The sequence below is a fragment of the Rossellomorea aquimaris genome (assembly GCF_003315075.1).
Lineage (GTDB): Bacteria > Bacillota > Bacilli > Bacillales > Bacillaceae_B > Rossellomorea > Rossellomorea aquimaris_C.
In genome coordinates this window covers 18,850-31,142 of sequence record NZ_QNRJ01000018.1, presented here as the reverse complement: position 1 = coordinate 31,142, position 12,293 = coordinate 18,850, and the positions used below count along the sequence as shown (strand labels likewise).

11 protein-coding genes are annotated in these 12,293 nt (G+C 37.5%); 2 read left to right on the top strand and 9 right to left on the bottom strand.

Going from position 1 to position 12,293, the window contains the following annotated elements; translation table 11 throughout:
- Positions 1 to 346: 346 nt before the first annotated feature.
- From DET59_RS17060 to DET59_RS17045, 4 genes are all read right to left on the bottom strand, one after another.
- Positions 347 to 1,480, bottom strand: a complete 1,134-nt coding sequence (locus DET59_RS17060; RefSeq protein WP_113970823.1) for a Shedu immune nuclease family protein — start codon at positions 1,478 to 1,480, stop codon at positions 347 to 349.
- A gap of 212 nt (positions 1,481 to 1,692) precedes the next feature.
- Positions 1,693 to 2,679: a TniB family NTP-binding protein gene (locus tag DET59_RS17055; RefSeq protein ID WP_113970822.1), complete on the bottom strand. Its 987-nt coding sequence runs from the start codon at positions 2,677 to 2,679 to the stop codon at positions 1,693 to 1,695.
- Between the two features lies 1 nt (position 2,680).
- The gene (locus tag DET59_RS17050) at positions 2,681 to 4,798 is read right to left on the bottom strand and encodes a Mu transposase C-terminal domain-containing protein (protein WP_113970821.1); all 2,118 of its coding nucleotides are present in this window, start codon (positions 4,796 to 4,798) and stop codon (positions 2,681 to 2,683) included.
- Complete coding sequence (locus tag DET59_RS17045) at positions 4,798 to 5,439, bottom strand: TnsA endonuclease N-terminal domain-containing protein (RefSeq protein WP_113970820.1); 642 nt, start codon at positions 5,437 to 5,439, stop codon at positions 4,798 to 4,800. Before DET59_RS17045 ends, DET59_RS17050 begins: the two co-directional genes overlap by 1 nt.
- A 67-nt stretch (positions 5,440 to 5,506) precedes the next feature.
- Between DET59_RS17045 and DET59_RS17040 the strand changes: the two genes are divergently transcribed.
- Both DET59_RS17040 and DET59_RS17035 read left to right on the top strand, forming a co-directional pair.
- Entirely contained in the window at positions 5,507 to 7,312 is a 1,806-nt protein-coding gene (locus tag DET59_RS17040) for a TniQ family protein (RefSeq protein ID WP_113970819.1), read from the top strand.
- Positions 7,313 to 7,670: 358 nt separating this feature from the next.
- Positions 7,671 to 7,853 carry a helix-turn-helix domain-containing protein gene (locus DET59_RS17035; protein WP_060671699.1) on the top strand — a complete coding sequence of 61 codons (183 nt, stop codon included), beginning with the start codon at positions 7,671 to 7,673 and terminating at the stop codon, positions 7,851 to 7,853.
- An 18-nt stretch (positions 7,854 to 7,871) separates the two neighbouring features.
- Here DET59_RS17035 and DET59_RS17030 read toward each other — a convergent pair whose 3' ends face one another.
- The 5 genes from DET59_RS17030 to DET59_RS17010 all read right to left on the bottom strand — a co-directional run bounded on the left by DET59_RS17030 (position 7,872) and on the right by DET59_RS17010 (position 12,254).
- The gene (locus DET59_RS17030) at positions 7,872 to 8,066 is read right to left on the bottom strand and encodes a helix-turn-helix domain-containing protein (RefSeq protein ID WP_113970818.1); all 195 of its coding nucleotides are present in this window, start codon (positions 8,064 to 8,066) and stop codon (positions 7,872 to 7,874) included.
- Between the two features lie 5 nt (positions 8,067 to 8,071).
- Complete coding sequence (locus DET59_RS17025) at positions 8,072 to 9,352, bottom strand: MFS transporter (protein ID WP_258549713.1); 1,281 nt, start codon at positions 9,350 to 9,352, stop codon at positions 8,072 to 8,074.
- Between the two features lie 92 nt (positions 9,353 to 9,444).
- Entirely contained in the window at positions 9,445 to 9,861 is a 417-nt protein-coding gene (locus DET59_RS17020; protein WP_113970817.1) for a universal stress protein, read from the bottom strand.
- 26 nt (positions 9,862 to 9,887) lie between these two features.
- The gene (locus tag DET59_RS17015; protein WP_397540961.1) at positions 9,888 to 11,333 is read right to left on the bottom strand and encodes a SulP family inorganic anion transporter; all 1,446 of its coding nucleotides are present in this window, start codon (positions 11,331 to 11,333) and stop codon (positions 9,888 to 9,890) included.
- 294 nt (positions 11,334 to 11,627) lie between these two features.
- Complete coding sequence (locus tag DET59_RS17010; protein ID WP_113970815.1) at positions 11,628 to 12,254, bottom strand: class I SAM-dependent methyltransferase; 627 nt, start codon at positions 12,252 to 12,254, stop codon at positions 11,628 to 11,630.
- Positions 12,255 to 12,293 lie beyond the last annotated feature (39 nt).

Genomic DNA, 12,293 nt, shown 5'->3' with positions numbered 1-12,293 from the left:
AACCAAGGATCATGTGTTACACCAACCCGTTGGGTAGGCTTCTTCAACCGAACTGTTACGGTAAATTTATTAACTGAGCTTATAACACACTATCTCTTACTAGAAAGAGTGCTACTCAACATAGGGGGGAGCCTTTCAGAAGGTTACTTCCTCATTCGACTCTTCAATACAATCTTTCGGTTTTAGAAGACTAAAACTGCCTGCCCTTTACTAAAATTATGTGATCACATTTCATTTGAGCCAGCAATTAAAGCCCCGTTTGTTGAAGATCATTTATTTTGTCTTATTGAATAAAAGCAACCACTACTTTTTTAATCTAGGATTGAGCATTAAAGACCTTCTATTTTTATTTCTCCAACAAGTCTATTAAGTTTTTAACCCTCATAAATAACTCATCAAAGGTTAGCACAATTACATTCTTCAACTCCTTCCTGTATAGTTCAAATGAATGTTTATGAGAAGTTTCTATTAAAGTATCAAACCTGCCTGCTATAACTACACAACAAGGGTTAATTACATCAAAGTCTATATTTTTACCACTCCTAACATTGTTTACAAGTATATTTGAATATTCGCTTTGTAGTGTACCTTTGTAAGTAAGAACCTGGGTTACAGCTCCCATAAGCTCCTTATGGGCTGAGTGTACTCCCGTTCTATACTCAGTATTAGAAACAAGTGGGGTGGTAGGTGTTTTGATCTCAATCAATACTGCATCCTTTGAGAAAGGGTTAGCATACAAGAAATCAACTAATTTACCACTGTCATTGTTAGTAGTCTTTCCTCCAACATAAGCTTCGTCCTCAATTAACACAGTTGGATTTGAGAATAACTGACTTAATACCCAAGTATTATCTTTTAATAGAACTTGCCAAAACTTCTCTGAGCTATTTTCCCTGTTCTCCTCCCAAACTTCTAACAGCCTCTTAAGGTTGGTTAGCCCAACCAAGGTGTTTAACTGATCCAACTCACTCTCCCTTAGCTTGCTGAGCTTATCAACCACCTTATCAGAGTTTTCAGTGTTTACAATCCACTCCAGTGCCTGCTCCAACACTTCACTTTTATCCTCTTCCAACAACTGAGTCAATAGCTCATTATTCCCTTCAAACAAAGTTAAAACCTTTTCAAGACCAGGGTTAGTTTTATAGAGGGCGTAGCTCCCTTGCTTTACACCATATTCCTCATGTACTTTATAATACTTCTTTAATTCATTAAAGAGTTTTAGGGTCTCGCCTGTATCAATAGCAATTTTAATCCATTCATCAGCTTTGAGCTTACTAGCTTCAAACTCCTTATGATCTTCCCAAGTGTCCTTTTTTCTCTTCTTTTGAAAATTAAAACTCCCTTTGATTGAAGCGTTAGAGTTATGTATGTTGTTTACAATCTCAGGTCGAAATATAAGTCTTGTTGTCTCAGTTTCTCTAAGCACAACATCATCACCAATACCCGAATCTCTTGAAGTTGATTTGATATATATCACCATTCTGATTCCCCCTTTAGATACATTGTATTAAATCACATTAATCATTAATTAATTCTCAATATTTTCCTCTTTAATTTAATACCAATTATCCCAGACCCATAGGGTTTCCACAATATGTTATTCGAGAATACGTCCCTTTAATTGAATAAGAAAAAACCCTGCAGCAAATAATAACAGGATTTATTATCAAAGTTCATATATAATGTCTATTCTTAATTCGCATCCTTACTTCTAAGCTTCTCAATTTCAAACGCTTCAACAATATTGAATTCTTTTACAGTAAAAGGGTTGGAGACAAACGGACGTGTAGAAAATTCAAGCTTATTAAACGCCTCATAAAGATGATTTTCATCTATAGAATCGCTTCCGCTTTTTGCTGCTAATGCAGTTGCTTCATATAAAATTTTATTCAAATGTGAAGGCAACCCATTCGTAGCATAGTAAAGTTTATCGGCCAATTGCTTGGATGCAAGAGAAGAACTTTCTACAAAAGGCAACCTTTTATCAATGCTATTTAAAAATGTCCTGAATTCGATTTGCTCTTCTTGAGTATTGTAATAAAATCCCTCCATTTTAAGCTTCACAAGGAATCGTCGATCCAGTTGAGGGTTGAACTTAAATATTTTCTTTGATTCAGGGAATCCGCATAAGATAATTGGTACCCCGGCCTCATCGCAAAAGGATTTTACCCATTCCGATGCTTTATTAAGTACATGTTGTGTGTCTCTATCTAATAGATGTTGAAATTCATCTATTATTATCAGTTCAACCTTGCATTTCTTTATAAAGTTTAGTAATCGGCTTGTTAGACCAATTTCTGTCCCTCTTTCATATAAAGGGTCCCCTAATGAATATAGTAGTTTTGAAGCTACCGATTTTGGAGTAGCACCTACTGGCACTGTAGAGTACAACACAGGGATGACAGTATTGTTGTTAACTATCTGTCTTTCGAAACGGTTAGTGTACTCTTCTAATACTGTGGACTTACCTACTCCTGCAACGCCGGACAAAAACATTGAATCAGGTTTTACAGATTCTTGAGAATAGAAATGTATATCCTCAACCTCTGAAAGTAACTTAATATAATTTGGATGCTCGATAACTATTTTCTTTACGTGCTCTCTTCTATTCTTCACATCTATTTGGTCTGCTGGGATACCATTCAGGCGTTTAAATGGAGATTGTTGATCACTATCCATATTACTGCAGCTCCTTTCTGTCTTTTTTCATTGATGCATTCCAACTTGGAAGATCTTCAATATCTGTGTCCTCATATTCCATGAACCACATCTCTCCTCTATCAACTTGAGCCTTATCCTTAGGATTATTTTCTTTGCTTTGTTTTACTTTCTTGTCTTCTTTTATGATTTTTATTTCATCATTTTCTTTAGGAACATCGATATAAGTTTCAGTAGTAATAACAGCGTTGTTATTCATTTTTTTTTCCTTTGGTTGGTTCAGCACAGCTTCGGAAAGGAAGTTAACCTTTTGTTCCAGGGAATTCATTTCCCCTTTATTTTTCATCCACTTTTTAACTTTATTTTGATCTTGTTCCCGAATAAATGTCATCTTACGTTTTGTTTTTGCTCTGTTACTGGGATTGAATGAATTTCTTACTTCATTTCTTTTTTGGATATCTAATTCCAAAGCCATATATGGAACAGGCAAATCCACATTTATTTTTTTCCTTTTTAGTCCAGTGAATTCAGCGGCGATATATTTCTTATTTATGGGGTCAAAGACAAACACCATCCTCATGTCACACAAATCAAATCGAATTCTTACTTTCTCATTCTTTCGTTTATATTTCTCTAACAGGTTCTTTAGCTCCATTAACTCAGGACTATAATAATATTCATTTTGAATTACCACCCCTTGCTGCTGAATAATCCTTAATTCTGATCCTCCCATAAGAATGATTTTCATAGATTGAATACTTCGTGGAATTTGAAGGGTCAGGCGTTTATTATCCTTAATCCCTTGACTCCAAAGGTTTTGAGGAGAATTCCCCCGTCTCTTGTCATAACTATTAGCTACAATGTCAACCATTCCGAGATGTGCCATATAAATAAAACCCTGAATAGTTATACAAGCATTCTTTTGAGAATCATATCTTCCTTTTTCAATGAAATTTGAAAAGGTAGTGCCTTTTTGACTATGTATAAACATGGTGTTTAACCTTCTAAAAGCTCTTTCGATTGTCCCCTTTTGGTGACCTGCATCGATTTTGCAAAATTGAACCTCATTTACTCCTAGCTGAAGGCACGCCTCTTCGAACTCATATGAATCGTTAACACTCGCGTTATCAACCACAATAGTATGTGGAATTCCGTGAGCGATCCATTCGTTATCAACTAAAGGGTATAATTCCTTCAAGTAAGTTTTAGGCATAATTACATGAATTAGACATTGCTTTAGAGCCATGCTGTCAACAGGCTTAAAAGTAACAAAAAAACCCATTGGCATTCCTGAAAATTTATCCACGGCATAAATTAAATTTGGTCTTTTAGGTTTTAAATCTGCTGGATCAATCATCATCAGGTCCACAGGCGTCCAATCAATTTCAACTCTTTGAAGGGGTCTAGTCGTAACTACCTCTTCTTTAACACCATCTCTCTTTAATTGGGCTAATACTCTACCCGTTTTAGGTAAATCAACTTTATAAATATCAACTAGCTCCATAAACCTTCTTCTAACTTTAGAACGAGAAACGTAGTTTAATTTTTCTAATGATTCTCTGTATTGATTTTCTTCATCAATCCTTAGAATAAATTCTGAATAGATATCTTCAATCGTATATTTTAAACCTTCATAGACGTAATTCTCTAGATAATGGTTAATAGCACCATCCAAAACGTCTTGAACTTCTGGTGAAATCTTGGGTCCCTTTGGACCCGATTTAAAAGCGACTAATGCTCGAATGTCCTCAGTACATTCCCATCTCTTCTTCCATTCATAAAAAGCTGACTTTTTCACTTCTCCATTTAACGAATTGATATAATCCTTAACTTCAGATGGTAAAACCTCACCTTTTATAACTGGCTCTAATATCTTATAACGTCTAATAGCTTCGTTTTTTGATTTTTCGTTTAAATCATTTATATTTAGAATCCGTATATACTCTATTTCTGCCTCTTTTTCCCTAAAAACTAATGTGCCTTCCCACCATAGTTTTAGCAGCTCATCCTTTTTCCAAAGCTCAATTTGTTTGTAATTTAAATTATCGAGTTCAACATCTTGTTGTATCTCTTTTCTTATTAAATACTCATTGTCTCTAATTAAAAATCTAGACCCGGGTGAGAAAGAATATCCTGCCACTAATTACTCATCCTTTCTACAATAGATTCATCATTAATAGGAATTGATATTAAGTCCATTGATAATTGATGGGTATAAATCAAATAATATATATTATTTTCTGCTTCACCATCACTAATAGGCTTAATTTTTTCTTTCAAGGTTGCTATTTTCGCTTTCCCTCCTAGTGCTTCCATTATTCTTATCACTTCACTCATCACGGTACTGCTGGTAGACTCTTGTCTGACTTCAGATAATACATCGAGGTTTTCAATTAAAAACCCTTTTCTAATATCCTTTTCTGTTACTACTACATATTTCATATTTCTTTCACTACAGAACTTTATTCCAACCTGAAACTTCAATTTATTTATATCTTCTTCAATTTTTTCAAAGGCCTTTACCTCATAAATATACTTTTCAAAATCATTTCTTTCGACAAGAAAATCCGGATAATATTTTCGTTGTTTTCCTTTGTAGATAAAGTTGATTTGTTCAGGCTGAAATTTAAAAGAAACAACGGTTGGATCAAAATCTAGAAGTTTAATAAAGTCTCGCTCCAACGTACTTTCCCAAGGAATCATTTGGTACATCTTTGTGCTATTGTGCTTTCCTCTAATGCTTAGTTTGCTGCTAGCTTTGATTTTCCTTGCACCTTTCATTTATCATCACCTACATTTAAAATTCACAAAATAAGGTAACACTCTAATTAAAAGGGTGGTTGAATGTATGTTGCTTTTTTATCCAAAACCTTATCCACAAGAAACGCTATTAAGTTTTATATACAGGGTAGCTAGAGAACATGAGATGAGTAATCTTGACTGGGTATTCCAATTAATTGAAGAGGAGTTATCCATTGATTTGAAACCTGAAAGAGTCAATTGGGTATTTGGGGATGAGTTAAAAAGCATTTCTGATTTTCTCGGAATCACTTTAGAAGTAGCAGAGAAGTTAACTCTATATCATCATTTTGAGAGTAATAACAAAGAAATTCGAAAACAATCAAGAAGCTTTTGGTTTTTATCCAAGAAAAGTAGGTATTGTCCAAAGTGCCTTAAGTTAAGGGGCTATCAAAAAAAGTCCTGGATAAGTTGCCATTCTATTATTTGTATAGAGCACAAAACATTACTGTTGGACAGTTGCAATCGTTGTAATAATATTCAAAATACTAAGTCTATTATACAGGATGAATGTAGCAAATGTAAAAATAAACTATCAAATTCACCAATTAGACCCAAGTATCCTGATGTACTTATTAAATACCAACAACTATTGAATGAAATTCATGAAAATAATAACCTGGTATCACCTTTAGCCTGGATTCACGATCCGCCAACTTATTTAAAAACTCTAGATTTTCTAGCCTTATGGGCTGTTAAAATGATTCCTAGAAATGAATTTTCAATGCCAAAAAACAATTTACATTTCACAGGAAACATCTTAGACAGACACCATTTAAAGAATTTCCGTACTATTGAACAGGTGGCATGTTTATATGGTTATGTATTTAAAATTATTTCTAATTGGCCATATAATTTTAATGAATTCATTAATATAGCAAAAAAAAATGAGGATAACTATTATCTTAAAAGCTTTATTAAATATGGACTTCCAAGAATTATTAACACACCTTTATGGGAAATTTCCAAAGAATTTACTAACTATATAGCGATTGACAAAGGACTTTCACCGTCAAATCACATAAGATCTGATGAGGTAAAATTTTTATATCCTGGATTTAATGGAAGTATTACCAATTCAAATCAAATAAAATTTCATAAAATAAGGTACTATGATTTTGAATTTACTCTAATCAAACAAGAGGAAATAGACTCTTTCATGTGTCATTTTGAAAAAAGTTACTCCAAAGAAGAATTGAGAGAAAGGTGGGGAACAAGCCCAAAAGCTACATATTCTATCTTGAATAATCACCTAATTGAAGACGCTTTTACTTATAAATCAGGCAGTGCATATTGCTGGGTTATCCCAAAAAGTTCTGTTTTTCAATTCGATAAAAAAGTTAAGCAAGCATCTATTGAAGGTATTGATGATAACCCGATTAATTTTAACCATGCTGTGGAATGGGTAGGTCCCGAAAAGACACATTTTATCATTAGAAACATTTTAAATGGATCTATTAAATTTACTTGTAATTCAAACGAAATTTCAAAGCTAATATTAGATAAAAGAGACCTCTATTTTCTAATTAAAGACATTATATTAAGGGATTGTGAGAAGTCTAAAGTTATCTCATATAGAGATATCGGGATCCTCTTAGGAATTAAAAGATCAGACATACAATATTGGATAGAAAGTGGTCGATTTGGAGAGATTGATCACCGAATGACAGAGGCTATTCCCTTCGTAAACTTTATGGACTTTCATAAAAGGTTTATAACAACTCTAGAATTGTCATTACAACTCAACCTTCAGATAAAACAAGTTATTAAAAGATATACTAGGGGAAAACTAACCTCAATATCAGGGCCAAAAATTAAAGATGGAAAAAGACTATTGTTCCTACGGCAACAATAGATAGGGTTGCTTTACTACATGTACTTAATAAAAAATCAAATCATCATGAATGTGGGTTTAGATAATCTTGTTAAAGAATATTTAAAAACCCCTTCCATAGTTTATAAAATGGGTAAGGTTTGATTTTCTAATTAAGGATTGATTATTTTCAGTGTGTATTTTGGTTCATACATTCATTTACTCGAGTAAAGTGAGGTGCTCCTCTTTTCATAATTCTATTTTTGTGGTTTGAATTTCTTTATTAACGTTTATCTTCGCTCGAATTTAAAATATTTCACTAAAGCTGTAGATCTCTTTTTCCGTTATAAGAGGTGTTTATGTTATCATTAGTAGTAAAGTAGAATTAGGAGGATCCTAAATGACGCGAGAAATCATGACCGTTGCACAGGTTGCCGAGTATCTGCAGCTAAGTGAAATGACAACATATAAATTGGTTCAGGAAGGGAAGCTTCCCGGGTTTAAAATCGGCCGTCATTGGCGTGTGAAGAAAGAAGATTTGAGTGAGTATATTGAACGCTTGAAGAATGGCGAACGTTTATAGAAAAGGTCGTGAACGAATTCACGGCCTTTTTTCTTTATGCTTTTTTTTATAAGGGAAAGCCTTGCGGATCTTCTTTTCAAGTTTCGCTGTCACGCGCCGCTTCCCGCTTTCCACTAATGCAATCAGGGAATAGCTGCACTTGACTGCATCTGCGAAAGCACGCTGCGTCAGTCCGCTTTCCCTTCTGATTGACAGGACTGCCTCTTTGTCCATGGAACCTATCCTTTCATTACTAAATCTTGTTTATTCGGCTTCCTCGCAATGACGGCACACGTAAACCCAAGCAGGGGAAGAACCGTCGAAGCGACCAATATTTCTGTATAGCCATGGAAAAAGTCGAATGCATATCCAAATGGCAGCGGGCCGAATGCAGAACCGATGACCATCACTGTCGTCGCCGTGCCTTTAATACTGCCCAGTGACTCCCTTCCATAATAGCTTGCCCACACGTAATTCAGGGCGATCCGTTCAAAGCCACCGCTGATGCCCCAAAGAACACCAAAGAGAATGGCCGTCATAGTAGTGTTGGTGGTTAATAGAAAGACCATGAAGATGATTTCACCTAAGAAAATCCCCGCCAATACATAGTTGACCTTCACCCGGTCCAATACTCTTCCTGCGACAAGCGTGATTGGAAAGCCGATAAGTGCCATCAGGCTCAGCACAACGGCTGCCATTCCTGGAGAAAGATCATTCCATTTAAAGATCGAAATCAAGTGGAAGGTGATGCCGGTATTGATGATGGCAGGGATGCTCACGCAAAAAAGAATCAGCCAGAATGCTTTTGTCTTCATTGCTTCCTGGAGACTCCAGTTCTCTTCCTCAATCTCATTTGTTTTTTCATCATCCTTTAAAGATGTGCTCTTCACATAGTTATCAGGAAGGAGACCGATGTCCTCAGGCTTGTTTCTGACAAAAAAGAGCATGAGCGGTGCAACCAGGACGATCAGGATCGCTCCCCAGACCAGCCAGGAAAATCTCCAGCCGTATTCATTCAAGAGCCATGCATTTACAACGGGGAAAAAAGCGGAACTGGCAAAGCCGCCTATCGCCATGTAACTCAATGCCTTCCCTCTTTTGACGATGAACCACTGCGGGACCAGCGTGTTGGGAATCAGCGTCATCGAGCCCTGCCCTAAAATACGAAGCAGGAAAAAGCCGATGAATAACATGACCAAATTGCCGACAAGACTATTCCACAGGCATGCGAACCCTAACAGAAGAGACACGGCTACCAGCATGTTGCGTTGTCCGAAACGGTCAATAAACCTTCCTACAAAAAACATACAAAGGCCGGCAGCGAGGGTAGCAACAGAATAGATGGAGGAAACCTCTGATCGTCCCCATCCAAATTCACGGATATACGCATCTATAAACACCGAAACGGAATAAGTCTGGCCTGGTCCGGAAAAGAAAATGCCCAGCGCGGCGATTCCGACGATATACCAGCCATAATAGCCCTTTGATTGAAACGGTACAGAATGACTCGATTGAAACAAAAAAACCCCTCCCACACCTTGCTTTACACTACTCCATCTTATCATTATCAGCATGTAAAAAGGTTGATCTGTGATTCAGATCAACCTTTTTGTTATTTAATTATAATAACCGGGCAATGAACATGTTTCACGACTTTATGACTCACACTTCCTAAGAGCATCGTTTGCAGGGAATTCAGCCCTCTGCTCCCAATCACAACGAGATCCGACTTAGCTTTTTCCGTAAATTCGATGATGGCAGGTGCCGGTTCCCCGTGAAGCACTTGAGTGACGTAATGAACACCTGATTCTTCAAACATTTCCTCCAAAGGAAAGATTCGCTGCTTTCTAGCCTCTTCAATTCTAATCTTATTTTCATGGTGAAGGACATCATACTTTGATGTATCACCATCCACAACATAAACCAAATCTACAGTACTATCAAATTTCTTAGCTAACTCAATGGCATGTTCGGCAGACCGCATGGAATGATCCGATCCATCTGCTGCCAGCAAAATGCGTTTATACACGTCGTTCCCTACTTTCTATACTGATGTTAGTGTCCTGATGCTTTGGATAATCCACCGATGCGGTTCTTTAACCTTTGGCTCTCTTCATTCAATCCTGTGTAGAAGACCGTAATATTTTCTTGCTCGAACTTGGTTTCGATCTTATCAAATGCACCAATGGCTGAGTCATCCCAGAGGTGGGCATTCTTCAAATTGATTTCAACTGATTGAACCACATCTTTATATTCGAATTTATTAATGAGATCGTTGACAGAGGCGAAAAAGATTTGGCCATGCACATGGTATTTTTTATGATGATCGCCCTTTACCTTCTCTTTCACTACTTCAACCTTGGAAATTTTCGCTGCAAAGAAAATTGCACTTAAAAGTACTCCTGCGAATACACCCTTGGATAGGTCATGTGTATAGACCACCGTCAATACCGTGATCACCATCACGGTAGCATCTGTTTTAGGCAATCTGTGAAGGTTTCGTACAGAAGACCAGTCAAATGTACCGATTGACACCATGATCATGACGCCTGCAAGGGCAGCCATCGGGATCTGTACAACGACTCCTCCGAGGACAATGATCAGGAAGATCAGGAATACTCCTGCTACAAGGGAGGAGAGCCTCCCATTTCCGCCCGATTTCACATTGATGACGGATTGTCCGATCATTGCACAGCCGGCCATCCCTCCAAAGAAACCTGTCACCACATTCGCATATCCCTGTCCACGGCTTTCCTTATTCTTATTACTTTCAGAATCTGTCATATCATCAACAATCGATGAGGTTAACAGTGATTCCAGAAGACCGACCACTGCTAAAGCAAGAGAATACGGGAAAACGATTTGCAGTGTTTCAAAAGTTAACGGGATATCAGGAAGGAGGAAAACAGGCAATTCTTGTTTTAATGTTCCTAAGTCACCCACGGTCCTGATGTCAACATTCCCTAGAATCGCGATAACCGTTACGACAACGATTGCCACGAGTGTCGATGGAACAGCTTTTGTAAAGCGCGGTAAAATATATATGATTGCTAATGTTAATGCAACCATCCCATACATCATCCAACCTTCACCTTCGAAGTGTTGAAGCTGGGAAGTGAAAATCAGAATACCAAGTGCATTCACGAACCCTACCATTACCGAGCGCGGTACAAATTTCATGACACTTGCCAATTTAAATACCCCAAATAAGATTTGCAAAACCCCTGTAAGAATAGTTGCGGCCAGTAAATACTGCAACCCATGATCTGCCACGAGAGTAATCATCAATAGTGCCATAGCCCCCGTAGCACCCGAGATCATCCCGGGACGTCCTCCAAGAAAGGCAATGACGACGGATATACAAAAGGAAGCATAAAGACCGACCATCGGGTCCACCCCTGCGATGATGGAGAAAGCAATCGCTTCGGGAATGAGTGCAAGTGCAACGACAATGCCTGATAACACATCTCCCTTTATATTGCCAAACCAGTCTTGTTTCATTGTCTGTAAATTCAATTCAGCACCTCTTTCAATTTTTTATTGCTCTCGACTCTCACGATGAGCACATTCCGTTTTCAACAGAACGAATCATAACACAGACCCACACACAAGGAAAACGCAATGAAAGCGAAAACATGGGAAGATTACTTATTAATCCTTCGAATATCTCTTTATTTCTATATAAATATAACAAAATAAAATTAAATATAATCTTTTATATTTATTTATAACCATTTATTATTCTTTCCTGTTTTTGAGGCATAATAAAAACAGAACCTTAATGGTCCTGTTTCATCATGATTTCTTCTTTTTACAAACGGCAATTCCGAGGGGATAGCAACGATCTTCCCGCGCCGGTTCAATCAACACCCCGTGTTGAAAGTAAAATTCTACACGCTCATAAGGATAGCCATTAAAAAGATGGTAAAATTCCTGCACCGTCAGCTGATGAACATGAAACGGAGAACCGCACTCCACACCGCGCCCCTTTCCAAAAGGGGTGGATAACAATAGTGTCCCTCCAGGTCTCAGGAGCTGATACAGATTGAAAAGGAACTGTTTTTCTTCCTTAATATGTTCAATCGTTTCAAATGACACGATCGTATCAAAGGTCCCATACTCTTTAGAAAGCTCGGGATCGGCCGCATCTTCACAGTAATAAGCCACCTTTGGGTGAAAGTATCGTCCCCGTGCATATCTGACCGCTATCTCATCTGCATCCAGGCCGATCACCTCGCTGATGTCCTCTTTTTTCTTCTTGGCAATGAACTGCGCCCCGTAACCTGACCCGCTGGCCAAGTCCAATACCCTGCCTGTCACAAACGGCAGGGAAAACTGATACCGTGCCAAATGCTCCAGTAAAAGTCCATTAGAGGGTTTCATTTGATCGGGGATAACGCGTTCACCTGTGTCTTTCAACATCCACTCCACCTCACGCATCATTTACTATATTACATTATA

Bases quoted from the DNA above. Each gene is read 5' to 3' on its own strand.
- DET59_RS17060 (WP_113970823.1), bottom strand. From the start codon at position 1,480: ATGGTGATATATATCAAATCAACTTCAAGAGATTCGGGTATTGGTGAT.
- DET59_RS17055 (WP_113970822.1), bottom strand. From the start codon at position 2,679: ATGGATAGTGATCAACAATCTCCATTTAAACGCCTGAATGGTATCCCA.
- DET59_RS17045 (WP_113970820.1), bottom strand. From the start codon at position 5,439: ATGAAAGGTGCAAGGAAAATCAAAGCTAGCAGCAAACTAAGCATTAGA.
- DET59_RS17040 (WP_113970819.1), top strand. From the start codon at position 5,507: ATGTTGCTTTTTTATCCAAAACCTTATCCACAAGAAACGCTATTAAGT.
- DET59_RS17035 (WP_060671699.1), top strand. From the start codon at position 7,671: ATGACGCGAGAAATCATGACCGTTGCACAGGTTGCCGAGTATCTGCAG.
- DET59_RS17030 (WP_113970818.1), bottom strand. From the start codon at position 8,066: ATGGACAAAGAGGCAGTCCTGTCAATCAGAAGGGAAAGCGGACTGACG.
- DET59_RS17015 (WP_397540961.1), bottom strand. From the start codon at position 11,333: ATGAAACAAGACTGGTTTGGCAATATAAAGGGAGATGTGTTATCAGGC.
- DET59_RS17010 (WP_113970815.1), bottom strand. From the start codon at position 12,254: ATGTTGAAAGACACAGGTGAACGCGTTATCCCCGATCAAATGAAACCC.